Raw genomic sequence first — 17959 nt, forward strand, 5'->3', positions numbered from 1 at the left:
TGCCTGTTTTATCTTTAATTTATCACCATTTGATTTAGGAGTGCACCAAGTTCTTTATTTAACCATCTGATCGGCAATCCAACATTCAAAGTTGCATCTAATGGTGGCCCAATGTGAATACTAGTGGCACTCTTACTTTGTTGCACTTTTTTAATGTAGTTTGTTAAATGGCGAATATCATTTGGATAACTTGCTGTTTTCGGTAAAAATTGCGAACTAATCAATTGTTCGCCCTTTTCAAAGCTAAACCAGGGTGTATTGTCTGTGCTTGAAATAAAATCTTCATGATTGGCCCATCCCACTACTTCCCCACTTACTTGCTCCAAATTCAAAATACTTTCAGGATTCGTACGTAATTCCGGACTTGTAGGCATTTCATTCGAAAATTTCACCATTACGTACCGATCCGCCATTGGTACTTCTGTTTGTAAATCCCAAAACTTATGTCGCTCAACTAATAACCATTGCGCTACATGGGAAGACCCTTTCACATCAATCTTGTAAGGAACGACCAAACCATTATCTAAAATCGTGACATCCCCATTATCCGTTTGGAGTGGATTCAAATAATGCTCAAAATCTAGCTGTACTTCTACTCCTGGATATTTCTGCTCTATTTCTTTTTTAAAAATGAGCTCCGCTAACTTCCCAGAAATTTGATCGGCTAAGAAGGCTTCTCTCGTTCTAGGTTCGTCTGTCCCAAACTGTTGAACACTTTGACTACGCTTTTCCCAGGCTGTGACAGCGAAGTGATAACATTTTTGAATTTCTTTTTTGGTTATAGTCACCATTTTCAACACCCCTAAAATGAAATAATTTAAACTATTCTAAATATAAATTAAATTATTGCATAGATTTAGCCTCGAAAGGCTAAATCTATGCAATATTCTTTTGTAATAATAGAAGTGAATAAAAAAGGGGTGTATATATGAACGAAATGGCCGACTTTAATCAACAAAAGCTTCAAAAAGTTGTAGAGCGATATTTAGCTTATTTAATTTTGCAAGAAGAAATCCTAAAGCCCTTGGAGAAGCATAATACTACTAACAAAAATATCATTCCAATAATCGGCAATAGGGTTGGAAAAAATTCTAATAATGTGCATCGAAACATAAATAAATTGGAGGTCTATAGTGCAGTGGGACTTTTACGATACTGGTGCGTTCTCATTGAACTGTGGGAAGAATTTCAAGCACCTGTAGATGCCAAACCCTCCTTAGATGCTTTGGTCGATAAATATAAAGATGGATTAGATTTCTTAAATCAGATAAGTATTGAAAATCAATTGGATATCTTAGTAGAAGTTCATTTAACATTTTGCTCAAGATTAGTGAAATTTTACAACGAATCAAAAAACAAGCGCGTTCTAAAGTCAGAAGAACTAGAAGTAATTCAACAAATTGCTAATCAGCCTCTAGTGAAAGAAGCCTTAATAAACGATCATGAACACCACAAAAAACTCCTACGAGAAAGGTTGAAACAAAAATGAGTGAGCGTAAAGTTTGGTTTATTACACGCCCAGAGCGTGATCCACGTTTCCACGCGGAGGCCATCAGAGCATTGGCTGAAGCCACGAATCAGTTTACAACAAAATGGCAAGGAAATCGTGAGGCTCACAAACATTTTGAAAAAGTACTGGCATCAAGAGGGTTAAAACGAAATAATATTAGTAACGATGGCTCTGGTGGCCGTACATGGTGTGCTATGTTGAAAACATTTGCATATTGTTACATTGATCATGAAGGTAATGTAAAACCGACAAAAGTAGGTCAGTCTTTAATTAATGGAATTAAAGAATATGAAAATGTAAAAAAACAGATTCTTACACTCCAAATTCCAAATGCCTACTTTTTAGAAAGTGGTTTTCGTCCAAAATTTGCATCAGCCTTTCACATCCGACCTGCTCGTTTTCTTATTAATCTTGTACAAAGTTCCGAGTTAGATTATTACATCACAAAAGAAGAAATTACGTATTTTGTTTTAATAGCACAACACGACAATCAAATCAAAAACGTTATTAAACAAATTTCAACTTTCCGTTTAAGTAATGAGGAAGATAAAGAAGCACTTCGACAAGAAATTGCGGTTGAATATGATCATCGTGCACGAAATGATCACGCTGCACGTGATTACTTCCAAGCGCACTCGGATGTGGCGCATACGTTCATGATGCTATGTGAATATACGGGCCTCGTAGAATATTTACGTGGAGAGGCGATATTAAAAATTGATCCCGATTTAAACAAAGAAGCCAAAGAAGTAATCTCATATTACGATGAGCGTTACCCATTTAATACACGTTATTTAATCTCCTCTGAACGTATGGCTCAAAGTAATGGGCTTGATGTAGATAGCTATAAATTCAATAAATTTGGCAAGATCATGCCTGCAAATAATCAATTAAAGATTAAGAATAAAATTGAATCGGTTATTAATCGGATTCCGAATGCATTAGAACTATCAAACGAAGAGCTGTTGTCGCATTTTATACCAGTTTTTGGTCCAAGAGAAGGAAAAAAAATCGTTAATGATTTAATTATTGAAAAACCGGAGCTAACTACTATTCCGTCTGAATTTGTTGAAATTTACTTAGGCGAGCTTACACCAAGTAATTTTGAAAAAGAGACGTTGAAAATTTTAAAAGCCATCGGCTTCAACGTGAAATATCAACCTCAAATTAATGGTACAGCGACTGAAATTGAAATTTTTGTCCAGTATGGCGAACATTGTGGTATTATCGACACGAAATATTATCAATCTGGCTTCCCATTATCTCAAAACTTAGCGAATTATATGGGTAGTGAATATATCCCTAATTACCTAAATTACGGTAATAGTCCACTGACTTTCTATGGATATATTACATCAGCTAAATACACGGGCGAGAAAAAGTTACAGTCAATAACAACGCTCGCTAAAAAGTTAACAGGGCACCATATTGAAGGATTTCTTATGCAACGCGAAGTATTAATAGGATTCCTTGATTTCTGTTTAGAAAATAACTTAACTATCGAACAGCGTGTACATCTATTTATAAAAGCCATTCAAAACAAGGGTATTTTACACTTTGATACACAAGACTTATTCATTTGACTCAATGGAAGATGGTCTGTTAGAAACTGTAGACTCTACACTACTAGAATAAGACTTGGTAGTCATTAAATATGGTTAAGTTTGCCTTTATCCGTATTACTGATCTCCAAGTACAAATATATAAAGGCGAATACTCCCAATGGAAGAAGGAAGTAACCTACTACATTGAACTTCACAATTTATATTTTCAAATAGATATGTACATATAATATTTATAGCGAAAGTTAATGTAGCATATCATCTGCATTATCATATTATTATTGTCTAAAAATCACTTTAGTTTAAAATTCGATACTTTAAGCTGTCCTATCATCTAAAAATAAATAAAAGTGCATGCTATCAACCGAGCATGCACTTTTATTTACTTATCACTCTCCATTTTAAAACTTCAGAATAATCAAAGGTAGCATCAAAATTTAGATTTGCTAAGGACTCTTTTATATTGCTCCATTTTTCAGTATTTGATAAAGCTACACAATTATTTAATTAGCCTCAAATATTAAATCGGGTTTCGCTTCTTCCCATAACTCAATACCTAACATATTTAAAAATAAAAATTGTATATTAAACCAAGGAAAGTTCGGATATGCTGTTGTTCTATGTTCATCTAATCTTCCTAAAAAGATTTGTTTAACTGACTGTTCAATACCTTCAAAAAATTCCTTGGAAATACCATTTCTATCAGAGATTAATATTATATTATCGAACTTACTAGGCGGAACTAAGACATAATTTCTTTCTAACGTATATTCATATAAAACATCTTCTAAGTATGTAAAATAATTCCCATATTTTTGAGATACATAAATATCAAATTCTCCTAATGGCGTATTAACACCAAATTGCTCATAATCTATTATATTCTTATTTTGAGCATCATTATAAATTTTAACATTTGAATCTATAATAAATTGAAATGGTATTTTGAATCCTTTTCTCTCGATGCCAACCTGAGATACACATCTATATAAAAAACTCCCCATATCAAACTTCCTTTGAGTATATTGTGGGTACATTTGATATATTTCTTTTAATGCCTTATTAAAAAATTCAAAATCAATTAACACTAAAGTATCTGATACATATTTTCCTTCAAATTTATTCAAATTATTTTCTATCTCCTTCTTTCTCTGTTCTCTTTTTTCTACGAATTTTTCCCACGACATTTTATAATTTTCAAAACATGCCTCTAAATAATTACATATGTAATATTGTAATTCTTTTATCATAAATTCCGGCTCGTATGGTTTATCTAAGACTTGCTCTAGCAACTTTCCGTTATGAACTAGATTGGTTCGAATTCCTATTTCTATCCCTTGTTCATCTTTTAATGCAGATAAATACTTAAAACGTTCAGACAATTCATGGTAAGATTTCTTATTATCAACTGAAAATGCTATAATATGACCTTTTAACTTTTGCATTTTTTCAAATTCAAAAGGATTTGTAAGATATTCAATCAAACTTAAAGCTTGTACATACTTATTGGTATAACTACTAGCTTCTACTATATTGACATATAACTGTAATGCATGCTTTGTGATATTTCCAACTTCTCCACAATCCTCATCTAAAATAACAGAATGTTTATCTAAAATGTCTTTAATTTCTTTTAATTCTACTATTAACCCCTTTCCAATAAATTCAGTATTTACCTTATATTTATCTATTAAAAAATCTGACATACCTAAATGTGGATAATATATTAGTGCTCCACTATAAATGTTATTTATATATCCCGCTTTTTGAGTCAAAATCGATGACTTATCTAAATTACAGTAGATGTACTTGAATATATTTAATACTTCTTCTGCCTGACTGAAACTAGAATTTAACAATTGGTTCTTTTGCTCTAATGTAAAATTACCAAATGGATTTTCCTTTTGAACTATTATAGGAAATACAATAAAGGCTGAATTAAAGAAATCTTCTTTAACTTCTGCAAAATCCAAATCTACCTTTGCTTCAAATAGTTCTTCGGTATTTACTGTATTAATTGGATAGATAGTAAGATCTCCTATTTGATATTTATTTGAAATATTAAATTTACCAACTGGTATTATAACTAAACTATTTTCACCATTATAGTCCTTTTTTATAGAATACGTTTTTTCTGAATTAGTCAAATTATATTCCCTCTATTTTTATTTTTTGCAACATCATTTAAGTCTGTCTTTGTATGTATCAAAAAAAGCTTGCCTTGTCATTTGTTTAAGCTTTCTTAAATTGTACTCTTCTTTAAACTCAATCATTGAAATTAGTCCATTTAATTCTTGTTTATTTAAAGGTATACCAGCTTGTATACAATATTCTTCGAATATTTTTTCTAGATATTCTATTCTTTGTTCAAAATTCAAATATGAACATTCAATTATCAAATTAAATCTCGATCTAAGTTCTGAAGGTACTTTTTCTAAAAACTCATTTCTTTTAAAATTTGAAGTGAAGATAACAACATATCCATTAAGATTACGGATATTACCGAGAGCATCATCAAACTTACCTTCTTCTAAAAGCTGTAGAAAAAAATTATGAATAGCTCCATCCGCTTTTTCAAATTCATCTATAATTAGTAGACCAGCATTACTATTATTAATTTTTCTTACTAAATCGCTTTCCTCTTTGCTACCAATGTAACCTGGAGGGCTACCAATTAAACTAGATAAAGAACTTTCACTTTTATAGTTTGCAAGATTAATTTTAGCGACACTGTTAGTTTCATCTAAGTACTTATGTAAAGTTCTACCTATTTCAGTTTTTCCAGTACCAGAAGGTCCTAATAAAAAAATTGACAGTATAGGTTGATCTCTAATAACTTTGTTAAAGTACTTGTAAACTTTTACTTCTTCTATAAAACGCTTTTTAAAAGCTTCATGGCCTATCAAATGTTGATTCAAATAATAAATTAATTCATCAAAACTTCTCTCATCATTAACTATCAAGTTTTTACCAACTTTTAATACTTCATTTCCTGTGACTACCTCTTCAGAAATATCAAGATCTACTTTTTCACCCTCCACAAAATATGGGAAAGAATTTAATAGTTCATCTAAATATGTTTCTTCAATAAGAAAATTCACATTATGATTTATAAGTAAATAAATAATTTTTTCCAGCACATAATTTATTGAATCATTAATCTTCGAGATTTTGATAGCACTTGTTAAATCAATATCAACTTCTGTTTCGCTCAAAAAATCATCAATTCCACCTTGATTCAATTCAAGTAATGGTACTGTCAAAATCTCTATATCTTCTTCTCTCCTACTCTCTATATATTTTCTATAATTTTTTTGAGAGTAATAATCAACTTTAAATGTAAACAATTTATACACCTCTACATATGAATCTTTTGAGTAATTGCAAGGATATCTATATAATGATACTGCTCTATAATGTTAGTATCTTCACCTGTTTGACTATCTAAAATTTGATCTTCCCGAGCTTCAGTCCCTTTTAAATATGTAAATGTATTTTTTAAATCGCCTGAACTTTTAAGCCCATTATATATACCAATCAAGGAGACTTTCCCTAAAAGTAAATCGTCTATCGTATAATTATTTTCAAATTCATTATCCGCATTCGCTGGTATTTTAATCAGATAATTATCTTCACCCTTTTTTCCTGTTAGTTGGTAAGAATAATCATTTAACATGGGCTTCATTACTTCTCCTAATGAAATATCTTCATGAACGAATCTATCTAACACTCCTTGCTTTACTAATTTGATTTGCCTAGTTTCTTCCTCGTTCACTAAGCTTAAATTAACATCATCAATCAAAATCAATTGTCCTTCTTGCGCATCATAAATGTTTTTATCACTTAACTTAACCTCTTCAATTAAATCTTTTAATACTACTGAATTAGTCATTTTAATTTCCACAGTTTTTCGTAACTGAGATCCATTAGAGTAGTCATAGCCTATATCTGCAGTACCTTCAAAAACCATAGCTAGCATATTTTTAAGTTTTGCTGCTAGCTTTAAACTATGATTACTACTTTTTTCTATCTCTTCTCCAGTAGTAACTTTGTTATCTAATAGCATTGCTATTTCAAATACTTTATTGAAATTAATATAATACAAACAAAATAAATCACTTTTCTTCTTTTTTGCCATAATCATTCTCCTTATATTTTATAAATACCCTTTTATTCTTCTACTCTTCTTTTATCAGATACAATATATGAAGTCTTTCGGTCCTTTGGTAAATAGACATAGTTTAGTTAAACTAAAAGTGTTTATAATCCCTTTGAAAAGCTTGAACCATCTTTATAAACTTCACTAAGTTCTTAGTAACCCCCTACGACATATCAAATTTATCCTGCTTGAATGATTTTCGATATTTACGGTCATCTGGTAAGACAATTTCTTTCCTTAAATGCCTTATGCTTAACTTCTATATCGTTAAAGATATTTCCTTCCAAATCAGACCTAACCATTGCAAATCAAAAAATACTTACCTTTTTGTATTCCTCTAAATCGAATTTAAATTTTTTAGGCTGTCAGGGAGTTGCACTTCTAATTTTAAACCATCTCCGGTGCTCTCCTTAGGTTTGAGTATTGTATAAATTGATTTGATTCAAAAGAGATTTAATTTCCGGAATAGAATATAGTCAGGCAAAGTTTAGAATAAAATCATCATCAGTTACAACATTATAATAATTTCATCTACAAGTTCTAATATATTTAGAATCCATTATTTCAAAAAAAAAAATGCCCTTCCTCTATGGTATAAGAATATTTTAGGAGATTATATATAATATAATGATTTATAGTTTTATATTAAAATAAACTCATAAAAACTTACGCACTACAGATCGGAGATAATGTATGGACAAAAACAAGTTAAGAATTAGTGCTAATAATGCTTTAAAAGTAACATTGAAAGAATTCTTTAAGTTAACTATTGTTCTCTTAATAATTGCTTTAATTCTTATTTTTACTGTAAGTAACATTGAAAATATATTTACCACACAACGCCTTAAAAGCCTATTACTCCTTACAATTGTATTAATAATATTGAGGTATGGATACTTTGTTAATGTTCTTTATAACCATTTAAAAGTAGTGGAAAGTATTGACGAAATTACAGAAAGTGAAGATGGAGAGAAAGTATTACTCTCTTGTATTAATAATGTAAAAATAATCTCAGAACGATTCAGATTGAAAATAGACATCTATAAATCTTTTTCCCCTATACCAGTTTTAGTTCTATTATTATCTATTTTGGTAAGTAACAATACATTTAAAACTATTGAAAAGATTGAACTTTATATAGTTCATTTCAATATAAATAACTCATTAAGGTTCATTTATATAATATTTTCCATAATTATTTTGATTGGTTACTTTTTGATATTGATGAGTAATTATTATAAATACAAAAAAGCTCTAGACTTCTTAAGAATGTACCAGGATCGATACGAGGACATAAAATATACCCTTGAAAAAGAAAAATTTGATAGAGAAATAAAGAAGTATAATTTGGATATAAAAAAATTGGAACTCGATATTAAAAAACTACAAGAAAATCAATAAAATACTAAATAGAAATCTAATATCGGTGCTCTTTCATGCTACTATCTAACATATCTAATATTCAACTATAAAATATAAGACACTCCACTCAATCTAATGAGTGGAGTTTATTTTAATTAATACCCTTTAGTTTGGCGTAAAGAGACTAGTAAAACTTGGGCCATTTCTGCTGTACTTAAATAAGGAAATTTGTTTCTTCGCTATTTACAAATACATCTTATGAAGCTAAATTTTCAACCTTTAAGTTCAACTTTCGTCTGTCGTTACCACTATCAAAAGTAAAGGGAATATACAATTGTAACAGTGGAGAAAAGAAAAGAATAAAACCAGAACTCGAAAAACCTTTTTAAGAACAATTAGGAATTTTTTGGGATATACACTAACTGCACTACGGTTATGTGGTTTTTCAAACTTTTTTCTTTCAAATGTCATTATGCTTCATCCTACGATCATTTAGCTTATATTTTCTATTAAAGTATACTATTTACAATGTGTCATATTATATCAATTATTTTAGTTTTATTTGTCACTTATTCTTGCTTTCGTTTACGATCTTATAAACGGTTGCCCTACCTATCGCATATTCTTTTGAAATATCTATGGCACTTTCACCGGCATTAAATAATGTAACTACTTGGCGCTTTGTTTTATCATCAATTGCAGGTCTTCCTCCAACTTTTCCACGTTTACGCGCAGCTTCAAGTCCGGCTTTTGTACGCTGTTGAATAATATCACGTTCAAATTCAGCAAAAACAGCCAACATCCCAAACATAGCTTTACCTGTTGGAGTTGTCGTATCAAAGCTGTCATTTATACTTACAAATTCTACTCCCTTCGTTTTTAACTCTTCAGTTAATTGATATAACTCCTTTGTACTTCGTGCCAAACGATCAAGTTTGTAAACTACAAAAATATCTCCTTTCGTTGCAGCTTTTATTGCATTTTGTAACTCTTGTCTCTCTTTGCGAGAACTGATTTTTTCAAGATACATAACTAGCTCATATTTTTTTTCATCTGCATACTCTTCAATAGCTATTTGTTGCATTTCTAAATTTTGATCTTCAGTACTTACACGTGCATAGCCGATTAATCGTGTCATTGAAAGTCCCCTTTTCCATTTACTTATACCTTTTATATACTTTTTAATGTAGACGAGTAAATAGACAAATTCAAGAAAAAAATAGCAACCAAACATTGAAATTTGGAAGCTGGTAAATTCGTTTATAAAACGGTGGTTTTATAGAAAGACGATACGCTAATGGTAAACTTCTAATGCTTGTAAAAAATACTATATCTTATGATTAAACTATCTATTAAAGTTACATAATAATTGCATGAAAGAATTCTTAATATTTGGTCAAGAATGGTTTGAATTAAATCAAAAAGGATACTCCCTAAGAAAAATTGGTAAACTTTATGGTACTACACATAAAACCGTTGGTCGTGTATTTGACTTTCTAAAGTTAAGCAGAATAAATTGGTATAACAATGAATTAATAAATATTACTAATCAGAAATTCGGTCAAATTACGGTCATTAATATATTGAACGAAACAGATCATAACGGCAAGCGTTACTGGCTATGCTACTGTTCATGTAATTCAAATAAACAATTTAAAGTTATCAGCTCGGATTTAAGGAGGGGGCGTAAAACACATTGCGGATGTAACTTTCCATTAAAAAATGATCTTAGTGGTCAAACATTTGGTTATTTAACAGTTGTTAAAGACTCTGGGGAACGTAGTCCTTTGGTTATGTGGCAAACAAAATGTACATGTGGTAAAACACATCCGGTAAGTACAAGTGATTTAATTAGTGGCCATACCAAATCCTGTGGTTGCAAACGACCTAAAGGAGAAGAGCATTATAAATGGTCTGGTTCATCAGAAATCAAATTATACTTACGTGGAAAATTAAAAGAGTGGAAAAAAGATTCATTAAATTATGCATCATATAGATGTGTTATATCTGGAGAGGTAGGGAATAGAAAGGATCCGCTTGAAGTACATCATTTATTTAAGTCATTTTCCTCGATTTATCATGAATCGCTTGAATTATGTAAGCTAGAAGAAGTTTCAAATATCGGAGAGTATACAAAGGAAGAATTAGATTTATTAATTCATACTTTAATTTCTAAACATTATGAATATGGTTTAGGTGTTCCAATCAAACGTAGCTTACATCTCGAGTATCATCATTTTTTTAAAAAGGAATCTCCATCTGGTAACTTTGAGGAATTTTTAAGGTTGAAGAGAAGTGAATTAAAGTGAAAAACAAATTAAATTGTTCAGAAATTTATTCATAATATTAATAAAATTTGTCAGAAACTTTCTTATAAATATAAAATTTACTAATAAAATATAAATCTATTTTTACTGTTTAAAGAGCAATATAGTTTCATTTTTGATTTATCCTGACAAACATTGCTATTATAAGTATCGGTAGATTACTCGTATCCTTACACAGTAAGATTTCTAGTAAGTTATAGAGTATGTAAATCAGTAATAATTACTCAAGAAATAAAGCCTAGTCATAGCAATGTTCACTACAACTAGGCTTATAATTAAAACAATATTTAAAACCCATTAGTTTAGTAAACTATAACCCATTTTAAGGGTTTAATTGTAGTAAATAAAATATGCGATATCTATTAATTTTATTTTAATTTGAAAAATTTGTTGCTTTAAATGGTCAACATTGGCTTCAAGCTTTTCTTTAACTCTAAAAAGTGGAGTTATATCCACCAAAAATACGCTTCCTTTGTATTATCATTAATTACCAATTGAAAATTCCTCATCACCATATAAATCAATAGTAAAGGTAATTGTTAAAACATCTTGAATATCGTCTTTACGTCTTTCTATGTCTTTAATATCTATAACTTTCAAAACTCCATCCCCGAATTCGGCTACCCTAATAATCCCTTTTTCAAATATCCTGCTCGTTAGTGCAATCCTGCTACAAAAAAGGGCACTTCTCCTTCTTTAAGGAAAGCACCACAAGTTGAAGAGGAACGTTTTTCTATCGTCTGATTTAAATTTTTTTGTTAAATATCTTAAGGTCTTTTGTCGATCATATTCTTATTTATTCCTAATAATTTTATTCCTTCCTCAGCAACCTTTTTACCTGCTTCCGTATTTTTAAGGCCAATTCCAACACCACCGAGAATTACAGCTCCTCCTATTGCCCCATAAGCTAAATTCAATAACCAACCTCTTTGTTTATCCGATTCTTTTTCAATTCTATCGTATATATCGGAAATTTCTTTCTGAATCATTTTTAGCACTTCGATATCCTTTTCAGTTTCATATCTTTTGTTTAAAGTGTCAATCCTTTTATTAAATGAGTTTATGGCATCCTTACCTAAATTTTTTGAAGCTAAATCATTTATTGTTACTAGCATATTAGGTAGTAATCCTGTTAGATATTTATAGTATTCTTGAATCATAGTTTTATCTAGATCAAATTTAATAATTTTTTCCATATCAGATTTTGTTGGGTTTTCTGGATTACTAACCCCCTCTTTTTTTAATAACTTCTTCAATTTCTCTTCCATTACAGGTCACCCCAATTTAATTATTTTTATTAATCATACTATTTTCTTGTTTAAAATGGATGGATAAACCTTTTTTAAAATAATGTGAATTTTATTTAACAAAAGAATTATGCAATAGCATGATATTTTGTTAAACAAACCTGCCAGTTACTTTAATAAGGAAAAAAGCGATTCTTCACTATGGAAGAATCGCACCCGATAGTTTAAGTACAATCCTTCACATACTATGTTTGCTAAAAAGGTGACTTATTAAAGTTTAGTATACCCCTGATTCTTACTGATTTAGTGTTCTAAATACATTTTTATGTTATCCGAGGAATATGAAAAACTTCTATATAATAAAGAAAAAAATTGAGTTAATAACCCTATTAGTATAATAAGTGGTAAAATTTTTGGTGGTTTTAAAAATAAATATAAAGGAGAACAATTTATGACAGGAAGTAACAAAAATAAGAAGAATCTCAAGGAAACCTTAATAAATGCGTTGTTACCTGCAATTATTACTGCTACCCTTGCTATACCTACTACTATATTATCTGTTAACTATTCAACAGATAAAAATTTTGAAAGTTGGGTAGAACAGAATAACATACAATATGAGACTCAGCTTCAACAAGAAGTTCTTAAAAAGAGATTAGAACTCATAGAAGAATTATCAAATTTATATAATCAAAGGGAACTTGCTGAAATGGACTCAACATCTTTCTTCGAAGCTTACGGAAAAAATGTAGAAGACAGCTTAAAAGGCACTATAGAAGATTTAGGTGAACTATTCGAAAAAGAATTAAATGAGACTATAATGGAGGATAAAGAGGAATACAAGATTCTTAATGAATGGAAGAGAAAATGGAGCCAATTAGAGACTAAATCTAATTTATATTTTGGTGAGAGTACTAGAAACGCATTTCATCAATATTGGGCTGCCGGTGGGCCTTGGTATCAATTAGATAATGTTAAAGAAAATAAAGAGGAACTTTTTTATAACATTTTAAATACAATGCGCGATGAACTAGATACACCTCTACCAGAACATCTCATTGTTGATGATGAAGAAGAAAAATAAATATTGATATTTGTTTTTGAAGGACTACTGTATGTGGTCCTTTTTTTATTTTATTTACTACATTGTCAAAATGCAATTTACTAAGCCTTGATTAAAATTCATTTTTAATGTCTCCATAAGTAGCTTTAACCTTTAATATTAACATTTCTTCCTTAACTAAACTGCCTGGAGTTGAAGAAGAAAAAGCCACCTAAGTTGGCAGCTGTTCTTTAAGATAAGCACACTTATAGTTGAAGAACGTATCAGAACCTCAAAGTAAAGTTCGGTGAAATTCTTTTACTAAAACCAATCTAACTGTACAGTCTTAATTATCTTTGGAAGCTTTTTTACCTGCACAATTTGGACATTTAGATGAATTACTAACTCTATTATTCGGTGTCGCTTTCCAATAATGTTCAGGGTTACTTTGACATTCCCACCATACTTTCTTTTTAGAACTATACGTAATTTTGTAGGGGGTTAATTCGCCATTCAAAGTGGGATGCCATTCTTTCGCTAACTAACCTGTTATTCAAGAATATGGACCGATTGTTGAAATTGGTTACTAACAATTTTTAAATAACTTTATTTATTTTAAAACGACTTTATTGTAAATTATTCAACTTTATTAGCTATATACAATATAATTTCCTTGTTACCCTTTGTAAGGAAAATCAATAACTCCTAACAAATCTAGAACCACCTATATCAACCAAACTCTCTAATAATCCATGGAATCTGTTAGGAATCTTGAATAAGCTACTATAATGTTTAACGAATTATTCAGTATTCACCTCGAATTTTGCGATACCAACTTGCTTTAGAGGTTTCATTGAAGTGAGTGTCGTATAAGTTATTAAATCATCTTTTGTTTCTATAAAATCACTTGTCAATTCTCCTTTTTCTACATCTAAAATTGCATATCCTCTATCACTATCATAGATAATTTGATAAAGGTTATCTTCACATTCATTTGTGAAATACTTACCTATTTCATACTTTATTTCTGTTTTTTTGATATTATATTCCATCCGTACTTCCCACCCTTCTATTATTTTATAATTTACAATTTGAAGGAACACCTACCATTATTATTTTTATCTCTCCACCACTTATATTTAAACTTCGTTTTTAAAATCTTTTTTGTCTAAATGAGCAATCTGCAATTAAAAGTTTAAGCTTAATTATCTAATTAATATCACATACATTTTTTTGCTGCTTACCAAGTTGTCCAATATCTCTTTCTACAATGTTATTTTCAGTTGAATTATCACATCTATAAAATTAGGAAGAGCTTGATATTCCCTAGTTTAATTATATACCTATCTCCATATTCAGTAACTATCAGAGTATGGAGATAGTATTTATCCAATAAGACTCAATTGTATCAAACTTGCAATTCTGCTCCACAATTCATTCATTCTTTGTACCACCAATATAAGACAACTCTTTCCACCTTAATATATTTGGATTTGATATTTCATTTACTTTATTCATCAACCCAACAAATCTTATAGGTATTGGATACTTATATATATTATACTGGTAGTCAACTTTAAATCCCTTAGTTTTTCCAATTAGATAGTGTAATTTTGGTAAATTATTTGCTTCATATAGTATCCTTATTATTTTCGTTGAATATTGTGTTTCAAAAAACATTAACAAATAATTACCATTTTTGAATTTCAAAACATCATATGTTGTAGTTTCTAATACTTTTTGATAGTCTGTATTATTAACTACCTTTGTTAGGATTTGCTTATAAGAATTAAAACCAAAGTGTCTATACATAAAATTATATACATCGCTTATCTCACATAAATGTAAATCCACTTTTAGAGCGAATTCATCCATAGCTATTAAATAAGCTGAAATAATTGTTTCCCAACGTTGACGTAACTTAGAATCATTGGCTATATCTCGCACTACTATTAAAATATCAGTGATTTCATTTTTATCCTTACTACTTTGTAGATATAACCTATAATTTTTAAACTTCTCAACTAATTGTGTGTATCGCTCTGTACCTCGATCCAGTTCGATTGCTATTTTTCTTTCTCCATATTTCACTTCAGCATCCATTCTTAATTTTTGATTCTTTCCATATTTGCGTACACTATATAAATTATTTCGGTATTCAAATTCTTCATTTCTATCTATCGATATATTTATGAAAAAATCTACAAGCATCAAATGATGTTCGAGTTGGTTAAAGGGTGGTGAATGAACATCATAATGAAAGAATCCCTGTTTTTCAAAACTATAATCAGGAACCCATCCCACCCCTTCAAAATCATCCTGTATCATATAATATGATTGAATTTGTGATAATCCTTTCGATGTTAAATAATATAGGGAATGCTTTATTCTTTTATTATTTGATTTATTAAAATTCACAAACCCTTTATCTACTAAATGTGCCAACTGACTATAAGTGTACTTTTCTTGAGACCTTGTAAGTATGCGCGTATTATATAGATATTTAGCAATTTGAAGAGCAGTAGCTCCTCTTAATACATACAACACTCTCAAAATTTTTGACTGTCTATTTGATAATGAATATAAATCATATTTTTCTTTCACTAGTTTTCCCTACCAATCATATTATTTAGGGGAATTAGGGCCTATTAGTATAATAAATACCCCTTTGAAAGGTAGCTATTTGAAGGCTTTTTGCAAGACTTAGGGGTATTAGGGGATGATTAGTAAAAAAAAATACCATCATTGATTCTAGAATTTCCTATTAACTTGCCCCTATTACCCCTAATACCTAATAAACATTGATTTCTAGAGCTCTTCCATAGGGTATATATAATTCCTATTAAGACCTATTTCCCCTAAAACTATTATTCTTTTATAATTTGGGATTTAGAAGGATAATTGACTTTCTACAATTCTTTTCAATTTTTATATAGTTCATTTCCTCCAAGATATAAAGCACCCTTTTTAGTTCATTAGCCGTTGAAAATCTTTTTTTTACTAGCTGCCATAAATCTTGATAATTTATTCTATCTTGTTCCTTAAATTTCTCCGAAGTAGTTAATTTTGACAAAATATATTTCACATCATTTAAATTTTCATTATCATTTATAATCCCATACGCAATTTCTGCATGTTGAATGAAGTAGTTTCTCAAACTATCTGCTTTTTGAAGTGTTTCTATAGAAATCTTTTTTGAAAAATTATTATTAATTGATGAGACATTACTGGCAATATGTATTAATCCAGAAATTCTGATTATTTGTCCACATAATTTCCCCAGCCAAGATTTAAAGTCCTGGTTAATATCCTGATTACCTAACATCCTTTCAATTTCCTTTAACATCTGAAACACATATTTTTGTGCTTCTTCATCAAATTCTAGAGTTAAAGGAGAATTAACCTTTATATCTAACAACTTTCGAATTCTTGATTTGTAATTTTCGTTTGTTGAAATAGGGATTTGTGGTGGATTAGTATCTCTTTCACCTACTAATGATTTAGGAATCGAATATAAAAATCTTTGAGTTAGACCACGAGAAGAAAAATTATTAGGTATCTCTTGAATAACAGTTGGTTGAACATAAAGCCCAATGGTCAATATTGGATTCTTTAGCGAGATACTTTTTCCACCTGTACGATCTATGGTTACATTACCACCACTATATGATTTAAGATAAATATCAATATTTATTTTATTTGAGTACCTACCAGCCATCATTTGAAAAACCTCTGCCCCTTCATCTGATAAAATTGATAAGCATTCATTATTATCAAACATTAATTGTGCAATTGTTTCAGGTGTTACATCATTTGTGAATAGTCGTAGCTCTTTAGGTATTACTTTTGCGCTATCATCAATTTCTCTGGACATATTTTTAATCTTTATCAATATAGTCTTAGATTTTTCTTCATCCTCTTGTTTGCTATATTGTTGTTGTAAATAATCTATTCTTTTTACTTTAGTATTTCTTTCCGCTTTCTCTTCTAAAATAATTTTCGATAATCTGCTATTTTCTTCAATTTCATAGCTTAAAATCGGTTTTAGAAACAACTTATAAACTGCAGTTTTTCTTTCTGATGATTCTAATGCAATAACTGAATAAGTATTTAATGATTCTATCCAAGAACTTTTATTTGCCCTGATATTAAACTTCCCACCAATAGCAGTAGATAGTATTGCTAAACTATTCATCGCAGCAGCATCAATTGGAGTTTGTGTTTCAATTGCAACTGCTTCAATAAAATCTCTTAACCATCCTGGAAATATACTAGTATCAAAAACCGGTAAAACTTTATTATCCAATTCAATAGGAGTTTCCCAATCTGATAGGACGGTTTCAGAAAAAACTGTCTTTATATCTTCGCTATTCAATTCTTTCCCCTCCTAATTCTTTTTTTAATACTTCATACTCATCGTCTTTAACTTGCCCCCGCTTATTTAAAAACTATTTTTATGTAAGAAAATATCAATTTCTTTTTTTGATACCCTCTTAATACCTTCAATTTCACATATAGCTAGCCCCATTTTTCTAAATTTGATAAAACTGTTGTAACTTACCCCTGCATAATTCGCACCTTCCTTAAGAGACATCCACTCCCTGTTTAACATTTTTTCTTCTTTTTCTGTTATTGCATCTTTTATTGCATTTATCACCAAAGACTTTAATTGGTTTTCTAATTCAGGAATAAGATTTAACTCCACTTTCATGCTATCACCACCCTTTACAGTAAAATTTAGGTATTATCA

At 29.8% G+C, this 17959-nt stretch carries 15 protein-coding genes and 1 pseudogene; 5 read left to right on the forward strand and 11 right to left on the reverse strand.

Annotation, left to right across the window (positions count from 1 at the left end; genetic code table 11):
* Positions 1–14 precede the first annotated feature (14 nt).
* Positions 15–791: a hypothetical protein gene (locus C1N55_RS16015; RefSeq protein ID WP_137729743.1), complete on the reverse strand. Its 777-nt coding sequence runs from the start codon at positions 789–791 to the stop codon at positions 15–17.
* Positions 792–928: 137 nt separating this feature from the next.
* Between C1N55_RS16015 and C1N55_RS16020 the strand changes: the two genes are divergently transcribed.
* On the forward strand, positions 929–1489 hold the full coding sequence (locus C1N55_RS16020; RefSeq protein WP_137729744.1) for a hypothetical protein: 561 nt from the start codon (positions 929–931) through the stop codon (positions 1487–1489).
* Positions 1486–3093, forward strand: a complete 1608-nt coding sequence (locus C1N55_RS16025; RefSeq protein WP_137729745.1) for an AlwI family type II restriction endonuclease — start codon at positions 1486–1488, stop codon at positions 3091–3093. Before C1N55_RS16020 ends, C1N55_RS16025 begins: the two co-directional genes overlap by 4 nt.
* A 482-nt stretch (positions 3094–3575) precedes the next feature.
* On the opposite strand, the gene C1N55_RS16030 is transcribed toward C1N55_RS16025, so the two are convergent.
* Genes C1N55_RS16030 through C1N55_RS16040 form a run of 3 tightly spaced genes read right to left on the reverse strand, consistent with a single transcriptional unit; the run spans position 3576 to position 7210 of the window.
* Positions 3576–5219, reverse strand: coding sequence for a hypothetical protein (locus C1N55_RS16030; protein WP_137729746.1), 1644 nt, complete (start codon positions 5217–5219; stop codon positions 3576–3578).
* 33 nt (positions 5220–5252) lie between these two features.
* The gene (locus C1N55_RS16035; RefSeq protein WP_168193881.1) at positions 5253–6419 is read right to left on the reverse strand and encodes an AAA family ATPase; all 1167 of its coding nucleotides are present in this window, start codon (positions 6417–6419) and stop codon (positions 5253–5255) included.
* An 11-nt stretch (positions 6420–6430) separates the two neighbouring features.
* Complete coding sequence (locus C1N55_RS16040; RefSeq protein ID WP_137729748.1) at positions 6431–7210, reverse strand: hypothetical protein; 780 nt, start codon at positions 7208–7210, stop codon at positions 6431–6433.
* A gap of 714 nt (positions 7211–7924) precedes the next feature.
* On the opposite strand from C1N55_RS16040, the gene C1N55_RS16045 reads away from it, so the two are divergent.
* Positions 7925–8632 carry a hypothetical protein gene (locus C1N55_RS16045; RefSeq protein WP_137729749.1) on the forward strand — a complete coding sequence of 236 codons (708 nt, stop codon included), beginning with the start codon at positions 7925–7927 and terminating at the stop codon, positions 8630–8632.
* Between the two features lie 526 nt (positions 8633–9158).
* On the opposite strand, the gene C1N55_RS16050 is transcribed toward C1N55_RS16045, so the two are convergent.
* Positions 9159–9731: a recombinase family protein gene (locus C1N55_RS16050; RefSeq protein WP_137729750.1), complete on the reverse strand. Its 573-nt coding sequence runs from the start codon at positions 9729–9731 to the stop codon at positions 9159–9161.
* A gap of 235 nt (positions 9732–9966) precedes the next feature.
* Between C1N55_RS16050 and C1N55_RS16055 the strand changes: the two genes are divergently transcribed.
* Positions 9967–10902 (forward strand): hypothetical protein, encoded by a 936-nt coding sequence (locus C1N55_RS16055; protein WP_137729751.1) that lies wholly within the window; start codon positions 9967–9969, stop codon positions 10900–10902.
* A 785-nt stretch (positions 10903–11687) separates the two neighbouring features.
* Here the strand turns inward: C1N55_RS16055 and C1N55_RS16060 are convergent.
* Positions 11688–12188, reverse strand: a complete 501-nt coding sequence (locus C1N55_RS16060) for a hypothetical protein (protein WP_137729752.1) — start codon at positions 12186–12188, stop codon at positions 11688–11690.
* A gap of 430 nt (positions 12189–12618) precedes the next feature.
* On the opposite strand from C1N55_RS16060, the gene C1N55_RS16065 reads away from it, so the two are divergent.
* Positions 12619–13251 carry a hypothetical protein gene (locus C1N55_RS16065; protein WP_137729753.1) on the forward strand — a complete coding sequence of 211 codons (633 nt, stop codon included), beginning with the start codon at positions 12619–12621 and terminating at the stop codon, positions 13249–13251.
* Positions 13252–13555: 304 nt separating this feature from the next.
* On the opposite strand, the pseudogene C1N55_RS21050 reads toward C1N55_RS16065, so the two are convergent.
* From C1N55_RS21050 to C1N55_RS16090, 5 genes and pseudogenes are all read right to left on the reverse strand, one after another.
* Positions 13556–13738, reverse strand: a pseudogene (locus C1N55_RS21050) (zinc-ribbon domain-containing protein); the annotation flags it as partial.
* Positions 13739–14009: 271 nt separating this feature from the next.
* Entirely contained in the window at positions 14010–14261 is a 252-nt protein-coding gene (locus C1N55_RS16075; protein WP_137729755.1) for a hypothetical protein, read from the reverse strand.
* A 382-nt stretch (positions 14262–14643) separates the two neighbouring features.
* Positions 14644–15813 (reverse strand): replication-relaxation family protein, encoded by a 1170-nt coding sequence (locus tag C1N55_RS16080; RefSeq protein ID WP_137729756.1) that lies wholly within the window; start codon positions 15811–15813, stop codon positions 14644–14646.
* Between the two features lie 271 nt (positions 15814–16084).
* Positions 16085–17584 (reverse strand): YfjI family protein, encoded by a 1500-nt coding sequence (locus C1N55_RS16085; RefSeq protein WP_137729757.1) that lies wholly within the window; start codon positions 17582–17584, stop codon positions 16085–16087.
* A 66-nt stretch (positions 17585–17650) separates the two neighbouring features.
* Positions 17651–17920, reverse strand: a complete 270-nt coding sequence (locus C1N55_RS16090) for a DNA-binding protein (protein WP_137729758.1) — start codon at positions 17918–17920, stop codon at positions 17651–17653.
* Between the last annotated feature and the right edge of the window lie 39 nt (positions 17921–17959).

Origin of the sequence: Lysinibacillus sp. SGAir0095 (assembly GCF_005491425.1) — a bacterium.
Classification (GTDB): Bacteria; Bacillota; Bacilli; order Bacillales_A; family Planococcaceae; genus Ureibacillus.

What these genes read in the sequence shown, in the direction of transcription:
- C1N55_RS16015 (WP_137729743.1), bottom strand. Translation starts at nt 791, where the DNA reads ATGGTGACTATAACCAAAAAAGAAATTCAAAAATGTTATCACTTCGCT.
- C1N55_RS16060 (WP_137729752.1), bottom strand. Translation starts at nt 12,188, where the DNA reads ATGGAAGAGAAATTGAAGAAGTTATTAAAAAAAGAGGGGGTTAGTAAT.
- C1N55_RS16075 (WP_137729755.1), bottom strand. Translation starts at nt 14,261, where the DNA reads ATGGAATATAATATCAAAAAAACAGAAATAAAGTATGAAATAGGTAAG.
- C1N55_RS16020 (WP_137729744.1), top strand. Translation starts at nt 929, where the DNA reads ATGAACGAAATGGCCGACTTTAATCAACAAAAGCTTCAAAAAGTTGTA.
- C1N55_RS16055 (WP_137729751.1), top strand. Translation starts at nt 9,967, where the DNA reads ATGAAAGAATTCTTAATATTTGGTCAAGAATGGTTTGAATTAAATCAA.
- C1N55_RS16045 (WP_137729749.1), top strand. Translation starts at nt 7,925, where the DNA reads ATGGACAAAAACAAGTTAAGAATTAGTGCTAATAATGCTTTAAAAGTA.
- C1N55_RS16025 (WP_137729745.1), top strand. Translation starts at nt 1,486, where the DNA reads ATGAGTGAGCGTAAAGTTTGGTTTATTACACGCCCAGAGCGTGATCCA.
- C1N55_RS16065 (WP_137729753.1), top strand. Translation starts at nt 12,619, where the DNA reads ATGACAGGAAGTAACAAAAATAAGAAGAATCTCAAGGAAACCTTAATA.
- C1N55_RS16090 (WP_137729758.1), bottom strand. Translation starts at nt 17,920, where the DNA reads ATGAAAGTGGAGTTAAATCTTATTCCTGAATTAGAAAACCAATTAAAG.
- C1N55_RS16040 (WP_137729748.1), bottom strand. Translation starts at nt 7,210, where the DNA reads ATGGCAAAAAAGAAGAAAAGTGATTTATTTTGTTTGTATTATATTAAT.
- C1N55_RS16050 (WP_137729750.1), bottom strand. Translation starts at nt 9,731, where the DNA reads ATGACACGATTAATCGGCTATGCACGTGTAAGTACTGAAGATCAAAAT.